The sequence below is a fragment of the Mycobacterium szulgai genome (genome assembly GCF_002116635.1).
Taxonomy (GTDB): Bacteria; Actinomycetota; Actinomycetes; order Mycobacteriales; family Mycobacteriaceae; genus Mycobacterium; species Mycobacterium szulgai.
In genome coordinates this window covers 38239-63414 of sequence record NZ_LQPW01000167.1, presented here as the reverse complement: position 1 = coordinate 63414, position 25176 = coordinate 38239, and the positions used below count along the sequence as shown (strand labels likewise).

Annotated in this window: 13 protein-coding genes; 5 read left to right on the top strand and 8 right to left on the bottom strand. The window is 66.3% G+C overall.

The window, feature by feature from the left end; translation table 11 throughout:
- Positions 1–8 precede the first annotated feature (8 nt).
- Positions 9–485, top strand: a complete 477-nt coding sequence (locus AWC27_RS26130; RefSeq protein ID WP_085673292.1) for a hypothetical protein — start codon at positions 9–11, stop codon at positions 483–485.
- Here the strand turns inward: AWC27_RS26130 and AWC27_RS26125 are convergent.
- Both AWC27_RS26125 and AWC27_RS26120 read right to left on the bottom strand, forming a co-directional pair.
- On the bottom strand, positions 466–906 hold the full coding sequence (locus AWC27_RS26125; protein ID WP_139837233.1) for a ribonuclease FAU-1 family protein: 441 nt from the start codon (positions 904–906) through the stop codon (positions 466–468). The genes AWC27_RS26130 and AWC27_RS26125 overlap by 20 nt on opposite strands.
- Positions 907–981: 75 nt before the next feature.
- Entirely contained in the window at positions 982–3516 is a 2535-nt protein-coding gene (locus AWC27_RS26120; protein ID WP_085673288.1) for an FHA domain-containing protein, read from the bottom strand.
- A gap of 157 nt (positions 3517–3673) precedes the next feature.
- On the opposite strand from AWC27_RS26120, the gene AWC27_RS26115 reads away from it, so the two are divergent.
- From AWC27_RS26115 to AWC27_RS26095, 4 genes are all read left to right on the top strand, one after another.
- Positions 3674–5695: a serine/threonine-protein kinase gene (locus AWC27_RS26115; RefSeq protein ID WP_085673286.1), complete on the top strand. Its 2022-nt coding sequence runs from the start codon at positions 3674–3676 to the stop codon at positions 5693–5695.
- A gap of 110 nt (positions 5696–5805) precedes the next feature.
- Complete coding sequence (gene uvrB / locus AWC27_RS26110; RefSeq protein ID WP_085673284.1) at positions 5806–7974, top strand: excinuclease ABC subunit UvrB; 2169 nt, start codon at positions 5806–5808, stop codon at positions 7972–7974.
- Entirely contained in the window at positions 7971–9365 is a 1395-nt protein-coding gene (locus AWC27_RS26105; RefSeq protein WP_085673282.1) for an MFS transporter, read from the top strand. The genes uvrB and AWC27_RS26105 overlap by 4 nt, the downstream gene beginning before the upstream one ends.
- A gap of 306 nt (positions 9366–9671) precedes the next feature.
- On the top strand, positions 9672–10688 hold the full coding sequence (locus AWC27_RS26095; RefSeq protein WP_085673278.1) for an acyl-ACP desaturase: 1017 nt from the start codon (positions 9672–9674) through the stop codon (positions 10686–10688).
- 47 nt (positions 10689–10735) lie between these two features.
- Here AWC27_RS26095 and AWC27_RS26090 read toward each other — a convergent pair whose 3' ends face one another.
- From AWC27_RS26090 to AWC27_RS32480, 6 genes are read right to left on the bottom strand one after another with little or no spacing between them, the layout of a single operon-like run.
- Positions 10736–11365 carry a GNAT family N-acetyltransferase gene (locus tag AWC27_RS26090; RefSeq protein WP_085673276.1) on the bottom strand — a complete coding sequence of 210 codons (630 nt, stop codon included), beginning with the start codon at positions 11363–11365 and terminating at the stop codon, positions 10736–10738.
- A complete protein-coding gene (locus AWC27_RS26085) occupies positions 11362–11586 on the bottom strand; it encodes an MbtH family protein (protein ID WP_085673274.1) in 225 nt (74 codons plus the stop codon). The genes AWC27_RS26090 and AWC27_RS26085 overlap by 4 nt, the downstream gene beginning before the upstream one ends.
- The gene (mbtG, locus tag AWC27_RS26080; RefSeq protein ID WP_085673272.1) at positions 11564–12874 is read right to left on the bottom strand and encodes an NADPH-dependent L-lysine N(6)-monooxygenase MbtG; all 1311 of its coding nucleotides are present in this window, start codon (positions 12872–12874) and stop codon (positions 11564–11566) included. The genes AWC27_RS26085 and mbtG overlap by 23 nt, the downstream gene beginning before the upstream one ends.
- On the bottom strand, positions 12871–17244 hold the full coding sequence (locus AWC27_RS26075; RefSeq protein ID WP_211281716.1) for a non-ribosomal peptide synthetase: 4374 nt from the start codon (positions 17242–17244) through the stop codon (positions 12871–12873). Before AWC27_RS26075 ends, mbtG begins: the two co-directional genes overlap by 4 nt.
- Positions 17241–23654 (bottom strand): amino acid adenylation domain-containing protein, encoded by a 6414-nt coding sequence (locus tag AWC27_RS26070; RefSeq protein WP_425437521.1) that lies wholly within the window; start codon positions 23652–23654, stop codon positions 17241–17243. The genes AWC27_RS26075 and AWC27_RS26070 overlap by 4 nt, the downstream gene beginning before the upstream one ends.
- Positions 23655–23667: 13 nt before the next feature.
- Complete coding sequence (locus tag AWC27_RS32480) at positions 23668–25173, bottom strand: SDR family NAD(P)-dependent oxidoreductase (protein ID WP_245847522.1); 1506 nt, start codon at positions 25171–25173, stop codon at positions 23668–23670.
- Positions 25174–25176 lie beyond the last annotated feature (3 nt).

Here is a 25176-nt window from a genome sequence, read left to right as displayed (position 1 = left end):
TTCGGTTCGTGCGCACCGTTCACGTCGAAACCATTCTGCCCGCCACCGCCAACCGGGTGTGGTCGGCGATGCTTTCCCCGGCCACCTTCCTCTACGTCTGCAAGGGCCTGTTCGGCTTTCCCTCGCTGGCCGGGCGCACCGAGCCGCTGTATGCCGGTGAGCGCGGTACGGGATGGCTTTTCGCATTCCATGTGATACCCGCCTACCGGCACACCATCGAGGTCGTCGAGGTTGACCAAGCGACGGGGACGATCCGCACCCGAGAGCACGGCGGACTGCTCAAGGCGTGGAACCACACGCTGCATGTCGAACCACTCGACGACCGCTCCTGTCGGTACAGCGACACCGTCGACATCGACGCCGGCCTCGCCACCTCCTTCGTCGCGGCTATGGCGACCGGGATTTACCGCTACCGGCAACGGCGTTGGCGCAAGCTCGCGCGGCGGCACCTGACGGCGAAACCGACTACACCCCAAGCCATTTGAGTTGCATGCCGTTCGTGGAAAGCCACGCCTGAAGGTCGTAACCATTGCGCGCCAAGCCGTCGATGGCGGCCACGGCGCGCCGCACCGCCAGCTCGGCGGCCTCGGGCGTTAACAATCCGTGACGCACGGCGTCCAGCAGCTCGTCGACATCAGCCAATTCGGCTCCGCGGCCGGTGCGCACCTCGATGTCGAGGTAATGGTCTTCGGAGCGCCACACCGCCTCGCCCGGCGTGTATTCGCCGATGTCGAGGTAATAGTCGTGGTCTCGTTCATGGCCGGGATTGAAGTGAAAGACGGTAGCGCGCAAGCCCAACGACGGCAGTAGCCACGATTCGAGGTAATGGAACTGCACCCGCCCGGGAGTGGGCCGCGCCAGATACAGCCCCCACGGGTGCACCGCGTACTCGTCAACGGCGCGCACCACGCCCTTCGGATCGGTGTTCGTGCGGGCTAGCAGATTGAACGTCTCGTGCTTCGGTGGATGGATGACCTCACCTTAGCGGCGTAACCGAATCTTCCACCGCACGAAGACGGTGTAGAACACCGACAACGTCGCCAGCATGCCCATGTCGAAAAGCCAAACCTTCGAGGTATGCCGCCAGAACCGGTCCTGGCTGACCAGCGAGCCGGGGATCAGATGGCGGACATCGACCGTCGACGCGGCTGCCGCATAACCCCACCGCGCCGGCATGGCGAAGGAGAGTTGGTCGAGCACCAGCCTGCCGGTCACCGGCACCATGCCGCCGCACAGCACCAGTTGCGCCATGATCGACACCACGAACAGCGGCATGATCTGTTCGCTCGAGCGGACCAGCGCCGAGATGGCCAGCCCGAGCATCGCCGAGGCTATGCAGGTCGCCGCGACGGTGGCGAACAGTTCCCCGATGGCTCCGGCGGTGCCGTGGCCGAGGACCGCGGGCCCGCGCGTCGGCGCACCCTTACCGACCACCACGATGGCTGTGATGATCGCCGATTGCAGAATCGCGAACAGGCAGAACACACCCGTCTTTGCCAACAGGTAGGCGGTGGTCGACAGCCCCACGGCTTGCTCGCGCTGGAACACCGCGCGTTCACCCACCAGGTCGCGGATGGTGAGCGCGGTGCCCATGAAGGCCGCGGCCAGCAGCAGCAGGTTTAGTATTTGCGCGGCTTCGTCGGGGGTACCGCTGTGTTCGGCGACGGCCCGGAAGCCATTCGTACCGGGAACGGTCAGCGATAGCGCACCCAGGATGAACGGCAGCACGGCCAGGAACACGAAGTAGGCGCGGTCGGCCACGACCAGCCGAACCTGCCGGCGCGCGATGGTCGAGATCTGGCGCCGCACGCTGGTGTGTACCGGCTCGCCGAGTGCGGCCGGCGCGGTGTCGGGCTGCGCCGACGGCTGCTGCGCCTGGTGCTGCGACCGGAAGCGCCGGTTGGCCTCGTCGGGATCGGCGCCCACCTGGTTGAAGATCTTGGCCCAGTTGGTCGTTCCCATCGCCGTGCCGATTCGGTCCGGCGGCCCGCAGTACGCGGTCTTGCCGCCGGGGGCGACCAGCAGCAGCTGGTCACAGATGTCCAGGTAGGACAGCATGTGCGTCACCACGATCACCACGCGCCCGGCATCGGCCAACTGGCGCAGCATCATCATGACCTGGTGATCCAGTGCCGGATCCAGCCCGGACGTGGGTTCGTCGAGGATCAGCAGTGACGGGCCGGTGAGCAATTCCAGCGCCACCGAGGCCCGTTTGCGCTGCCCGCCGGAGAGTTTGTCCACGCGGGTGTCTGCGTGCTTGGTCAGCTCCAATTCCCCCAGCACCCGGGTGACGACCGCAGCGCGGTCGGATTTGCTGGTGTCGGGTGGCAAACGTAGCTCGGCGGCATAGCCCAGCGCCTGGTTCACCGTCAGCTGGCGGTGCACCACGTCGTCTTGCGGGACCATGCCGATCCGGCTGCGCAGCGACGCATACTCGGCGTGAATGTCATGGCCCTCGAAGGTGACCGAGCCGGAACTGGGCCGGGCGTAGCCGGCGATCAGCCGGGCCAGGGTGCTCTTTCCAGCGCCTGAGCCACCGATGACGGCCGTCAGTGTGCCGGGGCGGGCCACTAGCGAGATGTCGTCGAGGAGTTGCTTGCCGTTGTCGACGGTGTACTTGACCCCGCGGACTTCCAGACCGCCGGTGCGAGTTGCGGTTTCGGCACGCCGCACCAGGGTGCCGTTGGCGAACTCCAGGTCGACATTCCCGATGGTGACGACGTCGCCCACGGCCAAAATCGCCGACCCGATCCGGGTGCCGTTGACGAACGTTCCGTTCACGCTGCGGTCGCGGATCTCGGTGCCGATCGGCGTGGGCCGCAGCGTCGCGTGCTGACGGGAGGCCAGCACGTCGGGGATGACTATGTCGTTTTCGCTGGCCCGGCCGATCGTGACAGAACCGGTCGTCTTCACCGGCGCGGACGGCCGCGGCGAGAGCAGCTTGACCATTCTGGTCGCGAGATGGGACACGTCGCCCGATTGGGCATCGACCACGGTGAACTCGGCCGGGGGCGGCGCGACGTTGACCGTGGTGCGGTCGTCGAGCACCCCCCGATGGGGCTGCGACGGCGTGGGCGAGCGTCGCGGTGAAGGTTTGCGACCTCGCGGCGTGGCCCTCGGAGGCGGCACCGGGGCGGCAGTCCAGGCCAGGGTGGGCGGTCCGCTGTCCAGCGATCTGCCTTGCGGTGGCCGGCTGGTGTTGGCCTGCTGCGGCCCGATCTCGAAAGTCAGCCGCGGTCCGGCGGGATTGCCGACGTTGATGCTCTGGCCGTCGTGGATGTCCACCACCGGCATTCGATAGCCGTTGACGTAGGTCCCGTTCCGCGAGCCGTTGTCGATCGCCAGCCAACGGCCCTGATCGAAACGCAGGATCAAATGCGCGCGGGATATGCGCGGATCCGGGATGCGCAGGTCGGCCTGCACGTCACGACCTACTACCACCTCGTAGCCCGCGGCGAAGGAACGTCGGGACCCCTCGTGCCGAATCGTCAACGCAGGCGGGGCTGATCGAGTCATTACATCACTGTCACGCGGGCAGATTTGTCCCAGCTGTGAAGCAGCTTTGTTTCCAATGAATCACTCATAGCTGCTTCATAGCCGGCAACGGCCCAGCGGCAGTGAATCTTCCGGCATGATTCGACATGGAGGTAGGTACTGGAAGGGTAGCGACGAAATGGACGAGCGCAGGGGCGGTACCCGGCGTCTCGACGCGCTGCGCGCGGGTTTTCAATCGCTGCCGTCGGCCACCGTCGCGCTCTTCTTGCATCGCGTCCGGGAGGCAAGGTCGCACCCCGTCGCGGGCTGTGCGGCCGAATTGCACACGGGCAAGGTCAGTTCCGGGCCCGGGTCGATGGCCTGCGGTGCACCCTTCGCGGGCTACACCATTCTGCGGCCGCTGGGCGCGGGCGGAATGGCCGAGGTGTATCTGGCTCTGCATCCCCGCTTGCCGCGCCGTGACGTGATCAAGGTCCTGGCCCAGGCGATCACCGCCGATCGCGAGTTTCGCGAAAGATTCAACCGGGAAGCCGATCTGGCTGCCACGCTGTGGCATCCACACATCGTCGGAGTACACGACCGTGGCGAATTCAACGGCCAGCTCTGGATTTCCATGGACTACGTGGAGGGTACCGACGCCGCTCGGCTGGTGCGGGAACGCTACCCCGAGGGGATGCCGGCCGAGGAGATGTGTGCCATCCTCAATGCAGTTGCCGGCGCACTCGATTACGCCCACGATCGCGGCCTGCTGCACCGCGACGTCAAACCCGCCAACATCCTGCTCGCCCACTTCGACGGCCATTCTGGTGCTGACGAACGACGAATCCTGTTGGCGGACTTCGGTGTTGCCCGCCACCTCGGCGACATCAGCGGAATCACCCAGACCAACGTCGCGGTGGGCACCGTCGCGTATGCGGCACCCGAACAGCTCGCCGGCTCGAACATCGACGGCCGGGCAGACCAATATGCCTTGGCCGCAACGGCTTTCCACCTTCTTACCGGTATGCCGCCGTTTCGCAACCCCAATCCCGTCGCCGTCATCAGCCAGCACCTGCACGACGAGCCGCCGCGGGTCAGTGACTACCGTCCGGAGCTGGCGCACCTCGACGACGTGTTCTGCAAAGCCCTGGCCAAAAGACCCGAGGACCGGTTCGAGCGGTGTCGCGGCTTTTCGGCGGCCGTGGGTGAGCGCATTGCCCAGGGGTCACCTGACACCGGCTCAGATCCGCGGGCCGGCCGGCGAAAGCTGTTTGCTGGTTTGAACCACAAGTTTTCGCCACGGGCTCGGGTGGCGGCCGCACTGGTCTGCGCCGTCCTGGTAGCCGTCGCCGCGACGTGGTCGATCCTGTACTCCTTTCAGCCCGAACCTGCCGCCCAGGCCAAACCGGCGCTGGCCGCCAGCCCGGCCGCCCCGGCCGCCGCCCCCACACCGGTCGCGGCGACGCCCGCGCGGGTGCTCGACGGCACTTACCGGTTGGACTACAACCGCTCAAAGCGGACCACTAACGGGACGCCGATCCGTCACGACGGGGTGGACACAAATTGGTGGGCTTTCCATTCCGTCTGCACCAACAACGGGTGCGCGGCCACCGGCGTCCAGCTGGACGACGCGAACCATCAGGCGGTCAGCACAGCCGACGGCGGTCAGACCGACGTGCTGCGGTTCGTCGCCGGCTATTGGCAGGGTGCTCCACAGCAGGAGCGGGTGAGCTGTCGTCAGCAGAACGGACCGGTGCGGGCCACCCAGGAGGAAACGGTGTCCTGGTCGCTGGCGCCGCAGCCCGACGGCAGGCTGCGCGGCGTCGAAACCGAAACCGTGCGCAGCAATGAGTGTGGGGCACAGGGTTCGGTGCTGCGCGTACCCGTGGTGGCAACCCGAGTGGGAGACATACCTGCGGGCTTGGCCTTGGCTGACCCCGCCCAAATGGTGAACGCCCCGGCGGCACCGGCCAAGCCGTCGCCGCCGGTGCTCGGCGGCGTATGCAGCGACGTCGACAAACTGGGCTACGACCAGACCAGCAACGAACAGGTGGTGTGCGAGGGCAACGCCTGGGCCAAGGCCCCGATCACGACGGGTGTGCACGCCGCCGGTAGCTCATGCGACCGGCCCGACATCCCGGTGTTCGCCATGTCGGCGTCAAACGACGGCTATTTGATCGAATGTGATCCGGTGACCCGGACCTGGACTCGTCACCGCTAGCTCCACTCCGCGCGAGCATGCGCGTCTGTCAGGGGACACGCTGGTGAGAATGGCATTCTGCGCACGCTCGCGGAAGAAAGGTTGTCAGGGCCTGGTTCTACCCTGGTGTCATGGCCTTTGCCACCGAACACCCAGTAATCGCGCATTCGGAATACCGCCCAGCCGCAGAAGACGTGGAAGGGCTGGTACGCACCGGCGGGCACTTCGACGTGGTCAGCCCGCACGACCCTGCCGGGGACCAGCCGGCCGCCATCGAGGAGCTGGAGCGGCGAATCAAGGCGGGGGAGCGCGACGTGGTGCTGCTGGGCGCCACCGGTACCGGGAAATCGGCGACCACAGCGTGGCTCATCGAACGGCTGCAGCGGCCCACCCTGGTCATGGCGCCCAACAAGACGCTGGCCGCCCAGCTGGCCAATGAGCTGCGAGAGATGTTGCCGCACAACGCAGTCGAGTACTTCGTCTCGTACTACGACTACTACCAGCCGGAAGCGTACATCGCGCAGACCGACACCTATATCGAGAAGGACAGTTCGATCAACGATGACGTGGAGCGGCTTCGGCACTCGGCTACCTCGTCGCTGCTGTCCCGTCGCGACGTTGTGGTGGTGGCCTCGGTGTCCTGCATCTACGGCCTCGGCACCCCGCAGTCCTACCTGGACCGATCCGTCGAACTAAGGGTCGGCACCGAGGTGCCGCGCGACGGGTTGCTGCGGCTGCTCGTCGACGTCCAGTACACCCGCAACGACCTTTCCTTCACCCGCGGTTCGTTCCGGGTGCGCGGGGACACCGTGGAGATCATTCCCTCCTACGAAGAGCTGGCGGTTCGCATCGAATTCTTCGGCGACGAGGTCGAGGCGCTGTACTACCTGCACCCGCTGACCGGCGACGTGATCAGGCAGGTCGACTCGCTGCGGATCTTCCCGGCCACCCACTATGTGGCCGGTCCGGAGCGCATGGCCCACGCCATCTCCACCATCGAGGAGGAACTTGCCGAGCGGCTCGCTGAATTCGAGAACCAGGGCAAGCTGCTGGAAGCCCAGCGGCTGCGGATGCGGACCAACTACGACATCGAGATGATGCGCCAGGTCGGGTTCTGTTCCGGCATCGAGAACTACTCGAGGCACATTGACGGTCGCGGTCCGGGCTCGCCCCCGGCGACCCTGCTGGACTACTTCCCGGAGGACTTTCTGCTGGTCATCGATGAGTCGCATGTGACGGTGCCGCAGATCGGCGGCATGTACGAGGGTGACATGTCGCGGAAGCGCAACCTCGTCGAGTACGGGTTCCGGCTGCCGTCGGCGGTCGACAATCGACCTCTGACGTGGGAGGAGTTCGCCGACCGGATCGGGCAGACGGTGTACCTGTCGGCAACGCCCGGGCCGTATGAGCTCAGCCAGACCGGCGGTGAGTTCGTCGAGCAGGTGATCCGCCCGACCGGCCTGGTGGATCCGAAGGTGGTGGTCAAGCCAACCAAAGGACAGATTGACGACCTGATCGGCGAGATCCGCAAACGCACCGATGCCGACCAGCGGGTGCTGGTGACGACGCTGACCAAGAAGATGGCCGAAGACCTCACCGATTACCTGCTGGAGATGGGCATCCGGGTGCGCTACCTGCACTCCGAGGTCGACACGCTGCGGCGGGTGGAGTTGCTGCGCCAACTGCGGCTCGGTGAGTACGACGTGCTGGTCGGCATCAACCTGCTCCGGGAAGGACTGGACCTGCCCGAAGTCTCGCTGGTGTCGATCCTCGACGCGGACAAGGAAGGCTTCCTGCGCTCGACGCGCAGCCTGATTCAGACCATCGGCCGTGCGGCCCGCAACGTCTCCGGTGAAGTGCACATGTATGCCGACAAGATCACCGACTCGATGAAGGAAGCTATCGACGAGACCGAACGACGGCGGGCAAAGCAGATCGCCTACAACGAGGCCAACGGCATCGACCCGCAGCCGCTGCGCAAGAAGATCGCCGACATCCTCGACCAGGTTTACCGCGAGGCGGACGACACCGAGACCGTCGAAATGGGTTCGGGGCGCAGCGTCTCCCGGGGACGGCGCGCACAGGGCGAACCCGGCCGCGCGGTCAGCGCCGGGGTGATCGAGGGCCGCGACACCTCGAACATGCCCCGCGCCGAGCTGGCGGACCTCATCAAGGACCTCACCGCGCAGATGATGGCCGCGGCGCGCGACCTGCAGTTCGAACTGGCCGCCCGCTTCCGCGATGAGATCGCCGACCTCAAAAAAGAACTGCGCGGAATGGACGCCGCCGGCCTCAAGTGACGGAAACGGCGAGCGAGACCGGCAGCTGGCGCGAGCTGCTGGGCGGCTACCTAGCGACCTCCGCTGTGTTGGTCGGCGGGGTCGGCTTGTACGCCACGAATGAATTCCTGACGATCAGCCTGCTGCCCAGCACCGTCGCCGAAATCGGTGGCCAGCGGCTCTACGCATGGGTGACCACTTTGTACCTGGTCGGGTCGGTCGTAGCGGCGACCACGGTGAACCCGATGCTGGTCCGCGTCGGGGCGCGCCTGTCCTACCTGATGGGTCTGGCCGTCTTCGGCGTCGCCAGCCTGGTGTGCGCGGTGGCTCCATCGATGGAGATTCTGGTCGCCGGCCGCACCCTGCAGGGAATGGCCGGTGGACTGCTGGCCGGTTTGGGCTACGCGCTCATCAACTCTGCGTTGCCCCGCTCGCTGTGGGCCCGCGGCTCGGCGCTGGTATCGGCGATGTGGGGGGTCGCCACCTTTATCGGTCCGGCCGCCGGTGGGCTCTTCGCGCAGTTCGGACTGTGGCGGTGGGCGTTTGGCGCGCTGGCGATCGCGACGCTGCCAATGGCGATGCTGGTGCCGACCGTGCTGAGCGCTGGCCGTCAGCAAAGCGGCGGGGCCGGTCCCTCCGAGAAGGTACCGGTGTGGTCGGTGCTGGCGATCGGGACTGCCGCCCTTGCGGTCAGCATCGCCGAGCTACCGACCGACGTGGTGGAAACCGCCGGACTGGTGGCCGCGGGCGCACTGCTGATCGCGATGTTCGTGCTCGTCGACTGGCGAATGCATGTCGCGGTGTTGCCGCGCAGCGTGTTTGGTCCCGGACCGTTGAAATGGATCTATCTGGCGATGTCGGTTCAGATGATCGCGGCGATGGTCACAACCTATGTGCCGCTGTTCGGTCAGCGCTTGGGACATCTGACTCCGGTGGCGGCTGGGTTTCTCGGCGCAGCGCTTTCGCTGGGCTGGACCGTCGGCGAGATTGGCAGCGCCTCGCTGAACAGCTCGCGAGTCATCGGGCGTGTGGTCCTAGCCGCGCCGTTGGTGATGGCGCTGGGTCTAGCTCTGGGCGCACTAACCCAGCGCGCCAACGCATCCCCGGCCATTGTTGCGCTCTGGGCACTGGCGTTGCTGATCACCGGAAGCGGTATCGGCATTGCCTGGCCGCACCTGTCGGTAAGAGCAATGGATTCCGTCGACGACACGTCGGAAAGTCGCCTGGCGGCGGCGGCAATCAACACCGTACAGCTGATTTCGGGTGCTTTCGGCGCTGGGCTGGCCGGGGTGGTGGTCAACACAGCCCACGGTGGGGAAGTGGCGGAGGCGCGATGGCTATACATCGTTTTCACCGTGTTGGCCGCCACTGGCACTGTCGCCACTTTTCGGGCGACCCGCCGCGACCGCTAAGCAACTACTTCGAGCTGAGAAAGCCGCGGCGACCTACACCGCCGCGCCCTCCGGCAAGTCGTCGCCAACTGCCACTTCTGCGGCCGACATCAACGACATGGCTGCCGCAATGTGCAAACTTTCGTTGTCGGTGGTGTCGCCGGACCGTGACCTGGCATTTTCTTTTCGGTGCAGACAAACCTGCTGGATCCGCGATACGACGACGACCCCGGCATGATCGCCCGTCGCGGCGTGTCTGACTTGATGTAACCGAGGTTTACAGATATATTCACTGTTACTGAATGACACACATAGCTGGGAGACGTTATGCCGAAGGAAATGACCAACCTACAGCTACTGCACGAACTTGAGCCTGTGGTGGAGAAGCTGATGAACCGCCACATGTCGATGTTCAAAGAATGGAACCCGCACGATTACATTCCGTGGTCAGACGGCAAGAATTTCTATGCCCTTGACGGCCAGGACTGGGCGCCCGAACAGAGCCGGCTTTCCGATGTAGCGCTGGTGGCAATGGTGCAAAACTTGTTGACTGAAGACAACTTACCGTCGTATCACCGTGAGATCGCGATGAACTTCAGCATGGACGGTCCATGGGGTCAATGGGTCAACCGGTGGACCGCCGAGGAGAACCGGCACAGCACCGCGCTGCGTGACTATCTGGTGGTGACGCGCGCGGTCGATCCGGTAGCGCTGGAGAAGCTCCGTATGGAGCAAATGACGAGAGGTTTCAGCCCGGGCCAGAACCGCCAGGGCGATATGTTTGCTGAAAGCGTCTTCGACTCGGTGATGTATGTCTCTTTCCAAGAGCTGGCCACTCGCGTCTCGCACCGCAACACCGGCAGAGCCAGTAACGACCCAATCGCGGAGCAGTTGATGGCCAGGGTGTCGCACGACGAAAACCTGCACATGATCTTCTACCGCGATGTCAGCGCCGCCGGCCTGGACATCGCCCCCAACCAGGCGATCAAGTCGGTGCACCGGATCTTGCGTAACTTCAAGATGCCCGGCTTCACTGTGCCAGAGTTCCGCCGCAAGGCCGTGATCATCGCCGTCGGCGGGGTCTACGACCCGCGGATTCATCTCGAAGAAGTGGTCATGCCAGTGCTGAAAAAGTGGCGGATCTTCGAACGTGAAGACTTCACGGGCGAGGGGGCGTGGATGCGCGACGACCTGGCCCTGCTGATCAAGGAGCTCGAGGAATCCTGCGACAAGTTCGACGAATCCAAGCAGCGCTACATCGAGCGCGATGCTCGCAAGGCTGAGCGGATTACGGCTAACCGCGTGCTCAAAACCGAAGGGACACTAACACTTAGCGGGCAGTGATCGTGGGCATCGGTTCGCGTGTGTCCCCTGCTCAGGCGTGGCTGTGCTCAGGCCTCAGCTGTCCTGGGAACATCCTCAGGCGAACGAGGCAACGCGTAAAGCGCCATCCGGCGATTTGCCATGTCGTGTTCGCCGAGAAAAACACAGCCGGCGCGCTCGCAGAACCGACGGGCCATCTTGTTGCGATGGTCCGGATCGAACATGATTCGTCGGCAACGTGATTCGGCATTGAGCACACTCGCGACGAAGTGCGGCAGCACCAGCTGGGCGACTCCCTTGTTCATATATTCCAGATCGGGCATCGCGGCGTGTATACCCAAATCATACGTGTCGCAGTCGTACCGGTCGGCAATGGAATCCTTAGCAGCCCAGTACAATTCGACGTATGCGCGCTCCCTGCCGCTCTCGCTGCCGAGGAAGGGGCGCGAATAGCTACCGTCAATCTGGGCGCGCAGGTAGCGTTCCCACCGCGAAACCGGCCAATCGTACTCCCATGCTTCGGCAAGGTGTGGGCGGTTCATCCATTCGGCGATCATCTCGGCGTCGGCGTCGGGATCGGCTAACCGAAACGAATACGGCTCGGGCACTTCAGGATTGGAAGGCGGTGCCGGAACATCGCGGACCTCGTCAGAGAGAGTGGTCAGTTCCCGCGGCAGGATCACATCGGTATCGCTCATGTCGACCTTCGTGAATTCCGTGCCTCGCGAAGTGTTTTCGGCCGCATATCGGGCCAGTGTTCTTCTACGTACTGCAGGCAATCGGCCCGGGCCGCTTCGCCGTAGACCTGGCGCCAGCCGGCTGGGATGTCGGCGAAGCTCGGCCACAGGCTGTGCTGTTCCTCGCCGTTGATCAGCACGATGAAGGTGCCGGTTTCGTCATCGAAGGGATTGGTGCTCATCATTTCTCCTTGTCGAACCATTGGCGGGGGATGACGCGGGGGATGACACAGGAGATGAAGCGGCGCCCAGTACCCGGTCGGAAAGCAGGCCCAGGCAGCTGAGATTGGGGAACCCCGGCCCCTGGTTCAGCCCGGCCAACCCCGGCAGAAACAGCTTCGGCGTGACGTCGTTGACACCCAAGTCGTGGCCGATTGCTTCCTGCAGGCGGTCCCCACTCATCGGGCCGCCCAGGCCAAGCTCGAGCAGGTCGAGCGCGTCCTGGCTGAACAGCGTGGTGAACCACAGCGCATCCAGACCCGATCCGTCGATAACGAGGTCGAAGCCGTGGACGGTCTCGAAATCTTCGCTGCCCCGGTTGGTGCTCAACGTGAGCCGAATCTGATCGTCGCGTGCGACCGCATGGGCAACCCGTCCACGCAGATGCCGGATTCGGTCGTCGGCCATCAGCGCGTCCTGCACGGTGGACGAGAACACACCGCGGTCGGTGCGCGCGATCGCGCCACGACGTTCGGCCACCGTCAGCGCAGTCCATTCCGACGGGTCGGAGAACAGTGAGTTCTCGAAGTAACCCTCGCCGCGAGTGAAGAGCGTGACCTGGGGCGAGATGACGGTGATTGTCGAAATCTTGTGCTGGAAAAGCTCATTGAGCATGGCTGCGGCCGTCTCGCCACCACCGACCATCGCTACCCGCTCGGCGGTGATCCGGTCGTGCTCGGCGGCGCGGTGCCAGAACTGTGCGATCGAGAGCACCCGTGGATGGCCCGGCAGCAGGGTTCGTTCAGCCTGGCCGGGCCCGGTGATCATCAAGGCGTCGGCGAGCACGGTGCGCTCGGGAGTGTGCAGCGCCCAACGCCGGCCGTCGACGGAGATCCGCTCGACGGCGCCGTAGACCACCGACATGTCGATGCGCTCGGCGACCCAGCGCAGGTACTGTCCCCACCGGCGGTGCGTCGGTGCCGGGCGACCGCGGTCGATCCACTGGGCGAACTGGCCGGTGGCGATCAAATAGGCCTGCCAGCTGTGGCACGTCATCCGCTCGTCGAGCTCGGCGTTGCGGCGCGGGACCAGCGATGAGCGATACGGGAAGCCGACGTCTTTTTCCGGGCTGGTGCCGAGGCTTTGCGCGCCGTCGGTCCAGCCGCCGCTGGCCTGCCAGTTGGCCGCCACTCCGGTCCGCTCGACGGCGACGACGTCGAATGTCTCGACACCCATCGTCTGCAACACCGATGCCTTGGCGGCGACGGCTACCGCCTTGGCGCCGGCCCCCAGTACCGCGAGTGTGCTCATGTAACCATCTCCAATAGAGCTTCTTCCCAAAGCGTTTGCAGCGCAGTGAGATCGGATTCGTCGAGGATGTCGGGCAGCGCCCGCCATTGGGTCAGCAGGATTTGCTGGTCGCCGGCTCCGAGCAGCGTGGCCATGATGGTGAGCTCGTGACGCACCGCCAGGTCGGGCTCGGGTAGTGGCGGCAGGCCGCCGAGCAGTTCGCGGTCCAGCCGCAACCCGGCGTCCCCGACGTCGCCGCGGCCCAGATAATTGAGCAGCAATTGCGGCCCAGGATATTCGCCGAGTTGCCGTGCCGTGTCGCTGCGTAGGTAGCGCAGCAGCCCGTAGTCGATGCCGGCGCCGGGAATCGAGGCCACCCGCTGCGCGACCCGGCGCGGGTCCGTGGTCTCCACGCGCAGCGGATAGATACCGCTCAGCAGTCCTACGGTGTCGGTGGTGTCGATGCTGTCGGTGTCATCGACCACGGTGTCGGCGCGGCCGTGGGTTTCCAGTGCCAGCAGCGGTGGCGGCATCGGCTGGCCTCGGTCTTGTCGCCACCGGCTAACCATCCACGCGGTCGCCGCGGCCAGCAGGTCGAACATCGGCACATCCGACTTCAACAGTCGGCCGGTGATTTCGGTGTCGCTCACCGCCGGGCGCACGATGAGATCTGCGGCCCGGTCACGCCTGGGCCGCAGCCGTCGGGCTCCCAGATCCGGGTCGTCTCCGCGCAGCTGGTCGAGCCAAAACGGGGCCGTGTCAAGGGTTTCAGCACGCTGGACCAGAGCCTGAGCCCAGCGCCGGAAGCTGGTGTGCTCGCGAATCGGCGCGGGTGGGTGCCCGTCGGCCAGCGCATGCAGTGCGGCGTCAAGTTCGCCGAGCACTACCCGCCATGAGGCCGGGTCCATCGCCAGCACATGCGCGGCCAGCACCAGGACATTGCCTCGCTGCAGCCACGCGGCTGCCAGCAGCCGGCCCCGTTCGGGGTCGAGGCTTTCCACGGCTTGGTGCGCGTGCTCGGCGACTGCCTCCTTCAGATCGCCCGCTGGATCGTCCGTCGGAGTCACTTCGGCGAGGATGTCGGTGGATGGGCTGGGCACCAAAGTCATCGCGGCGCGGTCCAGGCGGGTGCGCAGCACCTGGTGGCCGTCGACCAACCTTTTGAGCGCCGTGCGCACCTGGTCACCGGTGATGTTTTCGGGTAGCCGGATCGCCTCGACCTGCGCCAACCGTCGTGGCTCGCCGTACTCATAGAGCCAATGTGCGTTGGGCAGCAGCGGGATTGGTGTGGTGTCGTCCTCGGCTTCGTGTGGCACGCCGGAAGCTTCGCCGTCGATTGCCGCGGCGAGTTCGCGGACGGTGCCGCACTCCAGAATGAGTCGCGCACGCAACGGAATACCGCGCCGGCGTGCCGCCTGCACCACCGAGAGGGCCACGATGCTGTCCAGCCCCAGCTGCAGGAAGTCTGCAGTCATGTCGATCGCCGGAAGCTGCAGCAACTCCGAAAGCAATTCGGCCAGTGCGGTTTCGGTCGGCGTTTCGGGGGTGGCTTCCACGTCGGCGGTGTAATCGAGCGCAGCCAGGGCGGCCTCGTCCAGCTTGCCGTTGGCGGTCAGCGGAATGTCATCTACAACCACGATGCGCTGCGGAACCATGTAGCGCGGCAGCCGCGTACCGAGCATGCTCCGGAGTTGGTCGGCGGTGGGCGCGGAGCCGTTTACGGTCGACGCGTAGGCCGTCAGCCGGTGTTGCTCGCTCACCAGGACATGGGCGTTGCCCACCTCGGGATGGGCCTGCAGTGCGGCGGCGATCTCACCTGGTTCCACGCGGTAGCCACGGATCTTCACCTGGGCGTCTGCGCGCCCGAGATATTGCACGCAGCCGTCCGGCTGGCGGCGCACCACATCACCGGTGCGGTACATGCGCTCGCCGGGCACAACCGGGTCGGCGACGAACCGATGCGACGTCTCGCCTGGGCGCCCGAGGTAGCCGCGGGCCAATTGTGCTCCCGCCAAATATAATTCGCCGGGCACGCCGACGGGCACTGGGCGCAGTGCGGAATCCAGCACATAGCCGCGGGTCTGCTGGGTCGGGCGCCCGATCGTGGGCGCATCATGCTCGGCGATCGCCGCCAGCACCGCCTCGACAGTTGTCTCGGTGGGGCCGTAGCAGTTGAATGCCAGCATGCCGCTGCGGCGGCACTCGTCGCGGATCGCCTTCCAGGCCGGCGGGCCGATGGCTTCACCGCCCAGCGCGAGCACCGCCAACGGCACGTCGGTGAGCAATCCGAAAGCTCGCAGCTGGGCGAACATCGACGGAGTGGTGTCGATCATGTCGATGCGAAGTTCGCCGATAGTGCGCACCAGCGCTTCGGCGTCGCGTTGGGTGTGTTCGTCGACGACGTGAACGGCGTGACCGTCGAGCAACGCGGCCAGCGGCTGCCAGGCGGCGTCGAAAGCGAAGGACCAGACATGCGCCACGGTCAGCGGGCGCCCCAACCGGGCCGACCCGGAACGCAGTACGCCGTCGAGGTGGTCGTCGGCATAGGCGCCCAGCGCGCCGTGAGTTCCGATGACGCCCTTGGGTTCTCCGGTTGTGCCGGAGGTGAAGACGACGTAGGCGGCTTGCTGAGGGTCGACGTCGACCGGACGGAAATCGTTGCGCCGCTGGTCGCTTGCCGCGGACAGCATCTCCTCGTCCACGATGACGCCGGCGCCGGTCTGCTGCAGGATCGACTCCACCCGTTCAGGAGGCATTCCCGGTTCCAGTGGCACGCATACGGCGCCGGCCTTGAGCACCCCGAGTATCGCGACGACGTACTGCGGGTCGCGCGAAAGCCGAATCGCGACCGGCGTTTCGGGCGCTACCCGGTGCGAGTTGAGCAGCTCGGCCACCCGGTCGGCACACGCATCGAGTTCGCGGTAGCTCATCGACCCGTCCGCCCAGCTGAGCGCGACCCGGTCTGGATTGGCCGCGGCCACTGCGGCAAACCGGGTATGGAACCCGGTCGCCGGCCGAGGCGGCGGTGCGGCATTGCACCGCAGCGGCTGCGCCTCGTCGTCGAACAGCACGCTGACCTCGCGCAGTGGCCGATCCCACCCCGACAACAGCCGTTCGGCGGTGGCCAGCACCCGGCGCCCGAGCGTCTCGCCGGTCGTCGCGCCCAGTGCACCGGCAAGGACTTCCACCAGCATGACCAGCTCGCCGTCGGCCATGTGGGCCGCCAGCGCGACCGGGAAGTGCGACACGCTTTCCAGGGCGGACGGCCGGAACGTCGCACCGCCGGCGGTCAATTCGCCACCGTCGAACAGTCCGGCGGTCGGGAAGTTCTCGTAGACCAGCAGGGTGTCGAACATCTCGCCGATCCCGCCCAGTGCCCGCAGCTGTGCGTGGCCGAGATAGCCGTGATCGCGCAATATCGCCGCATTCCGTTGCACCCCGAGGCATTGCCCGCCGGCGTCGGCGTCCGGATCGAGTCGCACCCGCAGCGGCACGGTGTTGATGAACAGACCGATCATGGTTTCCACACCGGTCAGTTCCGGTGGCCGCCCGGATACCGTGACACCGAACACCACATCGTCGCGGTCGGTGAGCCGCGACAACACCAGCGCCCACGCCATCTGCAGCACCGTGTTGACGGTGATGCCGCGGGAGCGGGCGCCTTCGGAGAGACGCGCGGTAGTGCCGGCGTCGAAGCGCAATTCGGTGCGTCGCGGTAGGCCGGCACCGGGGGCTTCGGTGCTCAGCGCGGACGAGAGCAGGGTAGGGCCCGGTAACCCGGCGAGGTGTTCGCGCCACACCTGCTCGCTGGCATCGTGATCACGACCGGCCAGCCAACCGATGTAATCCCGGTACGGTCGTGGCTCAGCGGCCAGCACCTCGAGGTTGCCGCCGGCCCCGTACAAGGCGATCATCTCTGCGGCGAAGACCGGCAACGACCAGCCGTCGATCACGATGTGGTGTGCGCTGATCACGAAATGCCAATGTGCGTCGGGCAATTCGATGAGCAGAAAGCGGATCGCCGGAATCCGCTCCAGGTCGAACGGCCGGCATCGCTCCGCGGTTTCGAGGCGTTCGACATCTTCGGACGCGGCGGTGACCTGCCGCCACGGCAGCTCGACTCGCGACGGCACGATCTGGACCGGACGCGCGATGTCGCGGCTGACGAAGCTGGCCCGCAGATTCGGGTGCCGCGCCAGCATCTTCGCCGCGCAATCCTTGAGCAGCTCGACGTCGAGTTCACCGGAGATGTCGGCGGTGATTCCGATCAGGTACGGGTCGTCCTCGCTGAACCCCGACAAAGTGGTGAGTGAATAGAGCCCCTCTTGCAGTGGGCTCAGCGCCATCACGTCCTCGATGGCCGGTGGCGTTCTGGTTTCGGCGGCGGTCACGGCGTGCCGCCCGTGCCGGGCGCACCCCAACTCTGGGTCACTGCGGCCAGATCCTGCTCTGACAGACCTGAAGTGGTCATCGGTTTGTGGTGGGTATCTGGTGCGGCCCCGTCGGCGTCGGGCCCGGCGGAATCGGCTGCGGCGGCTAGACGCTGCACGGTCGGGTTCTCGAACACCATCCGCGGGCTCACCGTCAGGCCGGCCGCGCGCGCTCGCGCGGCCAGCTGCACCGACAGGATGCTGTCACCGCCCAGCGCGAAGAAATCGTCGAAGCGGCCCACCTCCGGCGTCGCGAGCAGCTCCGCGAAAACCGTTGCCAGCGCGCATTCCGTGCTGGTTTGCGGCGGGTCGGCGTGACCCGTCGTGCTGACGGCCGGCCGCGGCAGCCCGGGCCGGTTCAACTTGCCCGACTCGGTTTTCGGCATCTCGTCGAGCACGGTGATCGACGACGGCATCATGTATCCGGGCAGGACGCTGGCTACTTCGGCGCGCACCGCGGAGGCGAATGTCGCCTTGGCGGCATCGTCGGCGGCCGGCCGATGTGGCACCACATATCCGGCCAACGTGGTACTGCCCTGCAGATCCCAGGTTCGCGCGGCCACCGCGGCCACGTCGTCGGCCGCCTTCAACGCGGCCTCCACTTCGCCGAGTTCGACGCGGAAGCCACGCACCTTCACCTGATGGTCGGCGCGGCCGACGAACTCGAGCCGGCCGTCCTCGGTCCAGCGGGCCCGGTCGCCGCTGCGGTAGAACCGCGCGCCGGGTTCCCGGGCATACGGGTTGGGTACGAATCGCGCCGCCGTCAGGCCGGGGCGTTTCCAGTAACCTCGCACCAATTGGCTGCCCGCGTAATACAACTCGCCGACTACTCCGACCGGCACCGGTTTGAGCGCGTCGTCGAGCAGGTAGACCTGCGAGTCGGGCATCGGGGTGCCCAAAATAGGAACCGGTGGGGTCAGCGGTCCGCGGACCAGTGCGCCGGACGTCTCGGTGGCGCCGAAGTTGTTCAGTAGCTCGGGTCCTTGCGGGCCGCCGCATGTGGCCAGCAACCGCTCCTGCAGGGACACCGTCATCGGTTCGGCTCCGCAAACCAGCCTGGTCAGCGAGCGCAGCGCCTGGGGCCAGGCGTCGACGATCGTCGAGACCAGGCTGGGGACCGCCGTCACCTGCGCCACCGAGTGACGCTGGATCAGCGCCGCCAAGGCTTCGGGGTCTCGATGCTCGGCGTCGTCGGCCAGGATCGTGGTGGCGCCGGCGGCCAGGCCGCCCAACGTCTCCATGCAGCCCTCGAGGAAGGTCCAGGACGCCTGCGCCAGCCGGATATCTTCGGTATCTGTGCCCGCCACCGGATAATTCCAGACCTGCCAGTTCAGCCGGCTCGTCATGGCACGGTGGGTGCCCAGCACACCTTTGGGTGTGCCCGTCGATCCGGAGGTGAACACCAGGTACATCGGATCATCAGGATGAGCGGCGGGCAACTGGTGCGAGCTTGCTGCAGGAACATCCAGGGCCTCTTGCACTTTGGGCTCATCGAGCGAAATGAACGTCACCCCAGGCGAATCCGGCATGGTGCCGACGGCATCGCCGGTTACCACGACGACTTGCGGCCTAACATCGTCGAGCATCAGCTGTTTGCGGGCCAGGGGATAGCCGGGATCGAGCGGGAAGAAACCGGCCCCGGCCTTCATGATGCCGACGAGTGCTACCACCATGTCGATGCCGCGTCGGGTCGACAGGCCCACCAGTGATCCGGGCCCGACGCCGTGATCGGCGAGCAGATGGGCGAAGGCGTCCGACCGACGATGCAGCGCAGGGTAATCGATCTGCTCGTCGCCGCAGCGCATTGCGATGCGGTCGGCGCCCCATTGCCGGCTCGGCTCCAGCAGTGCGGCAATGGTGAGCGGGCGCTCGGCCGGTGGCTCAGGACCTCGGCTGAAAGCCAGGATGCGTTGCCGCTCTTCGTGATCGAGCAATTGGACGTTGCGCAATGTCTGGTCGACGTCACCGGCAAAGGCATTGATGACCTGGCCCAGCCAGCCGGCCAGCCGTTCGATCGTGCTGCGGTGATATAGCTCGGTACGGAAGAGGATATTGCCGCTGTAGCCGGTCTCGGTGGCGAAGAAGTTGACGCTGAGATCGGCGTGCGCGATGTCGAATGTCGGCTCCAGCGCAGTGAACAGCGTGTCACCGGCCGGACCGGAGTCGACGACGCGTTCGGCGGGCAGGTGATCCCGAACGTGCACGACGACCTGAAACAGCGGGTTGCGGGATAGCGAGCGTACCGGATTGACCGCGTCCACCACCCGGTCGAAGGGTAGATCCTGGTGCGTGTAAGCGGCCAGCGCGGTTTCCCGGGCGCGGCGCAGTACTTCGCGCAGCGTCGGGTTGCCGGTCAGGTCGTTGCGTAGCACCAGGATGTTGATGAAAAAGCCGATCAGCTGGTCCAGTTCGGGTTCAGCGCGCGCCGCGATCGGTGTGCCCAACGGAATGTCCACGCCGCCACCGGCCTTGTGCAGCACGACCGCGACCGCCGTCTGCAACAACATGAACTCGGTGATGCCCAGCTGCCGGCACATGTCGGCGAGCTTGGCGCGGGTCTGGGCGTCGATACTGAATTCGACGGAGTCACCGGCTCCGCTGGGCACCGGCTGTCGCGGCAGATCCGGCCGCAGCCCGGTGTCCTCGGGTACTCCCTCCAGCTGCTGCGTCCAGTAGTCGCGTTGCACCCCCGCGATGGTGGCCTGTTCCGTTTCGGCCAGCAATTCGCCCTGCCAGGCCGCGTAGTCGGCGTACTGCAGCGGCAACGGCGCCCAGGCCGGCTGTTGTCCGGTGTGCCGGGCGCGGTAGGCGGTGAGCAGGTCGGCGAACAGCACCCCGCCCGACCAGTGGTCGATCGCGATGTGATGGACCACCAGCGACAACACGTGCTCGTCACCGGTGTGCAGCACCGCGGCGCGCACCGGCAAGTCACGGTCCAGCTGGAAGTGGTAGCCGCGCTCGGTGTCCAGCTGCTGCTGCAACCACTCTTCGCCCGAGCCGGTGGCCTGCCGCACCGGAATCTCGGCGGCTGGGTGCACGACTTGATGCGGCACACCGTCGATTTCGGTGTAGGTGGTGCGTAGGATTTCGTGCCGGGTCACTACATCGCCGACGGCTGCGACCAAGGCATCGACGTCGCAGGGCCCACTCAACCGGGCCGCGAACGGTATGTTGTTGACTTCGCTGGGGCCCTCGATCTGGTAGGCGAACCAGGTGCGCAATTGCGCGGCCGATACTGGCAGCGGCCCGTCGTGGGAGGTCTTGATCAGCCTGGGCCGCTTGGGCTTGTCTGTGTCGGATGCCAGTTCGTCGATCCGTTCGGCGAGACGCCCGACCGTCGAGAGCTCGAACACATCGCGGATCCCGAGCTCCACGCCGCACCCGGATCGGATCGCGGCTACCAGCTTGGTCGCGGCCAGCGAGTGCCCGCCCAAGTCGAAGAACGAGTCGTCGACACCGACCCGGGGGTGGCCGAGCAGGTCGGTGAACAGTTGGGCGATCCGGCGTTCGTTGTCGGTGGTGGGCTCGCGATATTCGGCCGTGGAGGCGATCTCGGGCCGGGGGAGGGCAGTCCGGTCGATCTTGCCGTGCGCGGTGATCGGAATCTCGTCGAGGACGACATAGGCCGCCGGAGTCATGTAGTCGGGCAGCGCGGCGGCGACCCGGGCCTGGATACGTTCCAGGTCAACGGTTTCGGGGCCGCCTTCGGCCGCGGTGATGTAGCCGACCAGGCTCTTGCCCAGCTGTGGCAGATCCGCGGCGACCACGACCGCCTGCCCGACGCTGGGGTCGACCGAGATCGCCGCGGCGATCTCACCGAGCTCGATGCGGAAGCCGCGAATCTTGACCTGTTCGTCGGCGCGGCCGACGAATTCGATGTCGCCGTCGGTGTTGCGGCGCGCCAGGTCTCCCGACCGGTACAGCCGCCCGCCGGGGGTGAACGGGTCGGCGACGAAGCGTTCGGCGGTAAGCGCCGGCCGCCGATGGTAACCGTGTGCGACATGGGTTCCGCCGATGTAGATTTCGCCGATGACGCCGGCCGGCACCGGCTGCAGCGCATCGTCGAGCACATACACCTGGGTGTTGATCTTGGGCCGCCCGATCGGCACGATCCTGGTGCCCTGGGTGCCTTCCACCTGGTAGCTGGTGGTGTTGATGACGGTTTCGGTGGGGCCGTAGAAGTTGTACAGCAGCGCATCGAAGGTGGTGTGGAACTTGTCGGCGATCTCGCCCGGCAGCGGCTCGCCACCGATGGGCACCCGGCGCAGGGTGCGCCATTGGCTGACGCCGGGCAGCGACAAGAACAGGCCCAGCAGCGAGGGGACGAAATGCATCGAGGTGATGCCCTCCCGCTGCAACAGATCGGTCAGATAGCCGATATCGCGCAGTCCGTCGGGCCGCGGAATCACCAGCCGCCCACCACAGATCAGCAGCCCGAAGATTTCAGCGATGGACACGTCGAATCCCGGCGACGCCACCTGCAGCAACCGGTCGGTCTCGTCGACCTGGTATTCGTCGCCGAACCAGACGAAGTATTCGGCGACCGGCGCATGCGGCACCGGCACACCCTTGGGCAGCCCGGTCGACCCCGACGTGTAGATCACATATGCGGTGTTGTCGGGACGCAGCGGCCGGATCAGTTCGTCGGGGCCCGGATCCGCGGACGAATACCTCGAGAGATCCGTAACCGGCTCGCGCAGCACGAGTTTGGCCTCGGCGTCATCGAGGATGTACGCCAGCCGGTCGTCGGGATAGGCCGGGTCGACGGGCAGATAGACGGCGCCGGCCTTAAGCACGCCCAGCGCTGTTATGACGAGTTCGGGAGACTTGTCCAGCAGCACGGCGACTCGGTCCTCGCTGCCGACTTGCTGATCAATCAGCCAGTGCGCCAACCGGTTTGCTTCTTCGTTGATTTGACGGTAGCTGTACTGGCGGCCATCGCAGACGACAGCGAGGGCGTCGGGCGAAGACGCCGCGCGCGCGGCCACCAACGCCGGCAGGGTGGTGGCGGGCGTCGAAAACCGTTCGCCGGTCGCCGCTTCGCGCAACCATTCGGCCTCGGCCGAACCGAACAGCGCCAGCCGTTCCAGGGCGGCGTCCGGGTCGGCCAGGGCGCTGTCGAGCAGGGTGATGAAATGGTCGAGGAACTGGTTGGCCAGCTGATTGTTCAGCACCTCGCCGAGATATTCGGCTTCGACCAGCCCGTCGCCGCGGGCCGACGCCAGCTCCACCATGAGGCTCAGTGGCAACTGGCTGAACTGGCCTCGCAGCTCGCCGCGCCGGCACTGGACCGCTGGTGGGCTGAAGCCGGCGCCATCGGATTCGCGCATCCCAAAGCTCACCCGGGTCATCCGTTCGGCGCCGTGGTCGTGGTCGGCGGTTGATTCGTTCACCAGCCAGTCCAGATTGACGCGCTGGTGGGCGAAGGCCCCGTTGACGCCGTCGTTGGTTTGGGCCAGCAGCTCGCGAAACGTCTGTCGCGGCTGCGGTTGGGCACGTACCACCACGGTGTTGCCGAAATACCCGATCGCGCTCTCGGTTCCGGCGCCGCGGTTGAGTACCGGCGCCGCGATGAGGAAGTCCGTGGCATGGGTGTAGCGATGCAGTAGTGCCGAGAACGCGGCCAGCAACACCGCGTAGGGGGTGGTGCCACTGTGCCGGGCCAGCGCGGTGGCGCTGTCGACGGTAGGAGCCGGCAGCCGCACCGAAGCCCGCTGGGCCCGCCACGTACTGGGCACCGCCGAGCCGCTGGGGCCTGGAAGTTCCAGTGGCTCAGGAAGATCCGACAGCAACGAGCGCCAGTAGGCTAGATCGTCGGTGCGGGTCCCCATGGCGGTCACCGGCGGCAGGGGAGTGCCGTCCAGGTCGCCGTCACGGTAGGCGCGGGTCAGGTCGGCGAAGAATGGAGTCCACGAGCCGTCGTCCCAGGCGATGTGATGTGCGGTCACCAACAGGACCAGCTCTTCGGCTCCCAGCCGCACGGCGGCCAGCCGCAGCGGCGAGTCGGCGGTCAAATCGAAGGGACGGCGAAACTCTCGCTGTGCGATCACTTCCAGACGCAGCTGCCGGGCCTGTTCGGTCAGCTCACACAAGTCGTGGTGGCTCCAACCGGGCCGCAGATCGTCGTGAATCATCGGACGCGGGCCGGTGGAATCGTCATGACGGTCGATCTCATACGTGGTGCGCAGCACCGGATGTCGAAGCGCCACGGCGTCAAGCGCCCGGTGCAGCCGCTCGAGGTCTACAGCGCCGGTCAGGCGGTAGGACGCGCAGACGTTGAGCACCGAACTGGCCGGATCCATCGACTGCAGGAACAACATCCGGCGCTGACCATCGGATAGTCGGGTAATTGCGTCCTGCCTTGGCTTCACGCGTTGGTCGGTATCAGTCACGCGAGGATTCCGCCCTCTCCAGTCTCTCGGGTTTCGCACTGTGCTCGGGGCTCGCGGCGGGTTGTTCGGCAGCCGATTGCAGCAGGTCGATCAGCTCGGTGCCGGTAATGCCGCCTAGCAATCGGGCCGCCGGCACCGATTGGCCGGTCCAGCGGCGCAGCCGGTCGCGCAGGTCCAGCGCCAGCATCGAGTCCGCGCCCAGGTCGACCAGCGCCGCACTGAGGTCGACCGACGCCGGTCCGTCGAGGCTGAACGCGGCCGCAATCTCGGCGCGCACCAGCTCGCTGACCGACCGTTGTTCGGCACTCTGGGAATCAGCCGGCGAATCGTCATCTGCCTCGTCGGCGGCCACAATGAAAGGCACTGACACGCCTTGGCTTTCGAAGAACACCCGCAGGCGGTCGAAGTCGGCGGCCAGAATCAGCGGGTCGCCACCGTAGCGGCGCAGGCTGGCGCTAACCGCTGCGTCGGGCTCCATCGCGATCAAGCCGGATCGCTCGATGCGGGCGATTTCGTCGGCGCCGGCAATCGTGGTGCCCTGCCACAACCCCCAGCGCACCGCCATAGCGTCCAGCCCCTTGGCCCGCAGGTCGGCGGCCAGGACGTCCAGGATCCGGTTGGAGGCCGCGTAGGCACCGTGTCCGTAGCCGCCCCAGACTCCGGATACCGAGGAGCACAACAGGATTCGCGCGTCAGGCCGCAGTGGCCAGATCTCGGTCATGCGGACCAGCCCGGTTACCTTGGCCGAGAACACCTCTGCCAGAGCTTGCTCGCCGAGTTGGTCATGGGGTGCGAACCTGGCCGCTCCGGCGGTGTGAATCAGCAGTGCAGCGCCCGCACCGCCGAACTGCTCGGCCACCATCGACAGCGCGTCGGCGTCGGTGATGTCGCAGGCCGGGGCATGGACCTGCGCCGGATATCCGTGAGTCAACCGGTTCAGATCGTCCTGGCCGACGCCGTTGCGGCTCAATAGGATCACCCGCCGGGCGCCGGCTTCGACGCAGTGCCGGGCGTACCGCAGGCCGATGGTTCCGCTGCCTCCGGTGATCACCACATCGTCGGGTGCCGGCGTATCCAGGACGCGCTCAGCGGGGGGTTCGCTGCATTCCTGCAGGGTCCGGACGAGACAACCGTCGCGCCAGGCGACCTCGGTTTGCTCTCCCAGCAACACACCAACGCACGCGTGAGCGGTGTTCGCGTCGATATTGCGGCTGGGCAGGTCGAGATGGGCGAAGGTGTGGTCGGGGAATTCGAATCCGACGCTGCGGTGCATCGCGCCCAGCGCGGCTTGGCCCGGCAGGGCCGCGGGCGTGTCAGAACCGACCCGCTCACCGGAGGTGGTTACCAGCCAGACCCGCCGACAGCGCTGACCAACGGCTCGTTGGTAGTCGAGTTGCCTTGTCGCCGAGCCGAATTGCTGGGCGGCGGACACTGCGTCGGGCGCCATGAGTGGCGGCGCGACCAGCACTGCGATCTCCGCCTCATCGGGATCTGCCAAGTA

Excerpts from the sequence above, each read along its gene's own strand:
- AWC27_RS26120 (WP_085673288.1), bottom strand. The coding sequence starts at position 3,516 with ATGACTCGATCAGCCCCGCCTGCGTTGACGATTCGGCACGAGGGGTCC.
- AWC27_RS26115 (WP_085673286.1), top strand. The coding sequence starts at position 3,674 with ATGGACGAGCGCAGGGGCGGTACCCGGCGTCTCGACGCGCTGCGCGCG.
- uvrB (WP_085673284.1), top strand. The coding sequence starts at position 5,806 with ATGGCCTTTGCCACCGAACACCCAGTAATCGCGCATTCGGAATACCGC.
- AWC27_RS26095 (WP_085673278.1), top strand. The coding sequence starts at position 9,672 with ATGCCGAAGGAAATGACCAACCTACAGCTACTGCACGAACTTGAGCCT.
- AWC27_RS26090 (WP_085673276.1), bottom strand. The coding sequence starts at position 11,365 with ATGAGCGATACCGATGTGATCCTGCCGCGGGAACTGACCACTCTCTCT.
- AWC27_RS26085 (WP_085673274.1), bottom strand. The coding sequence starts at position 11,586 with ATGAGCACCAATCCCTTCGATGACGAAACCGGCACCTTCATCGTGCTG.
- mbtG (WP_085673272.1), bottom strand. The coding sequence starts at position 12,874 with ATGAGCACACTCGCGGTACTGGGGGCCGGCGCCAAGGCGGTAGCCGTC.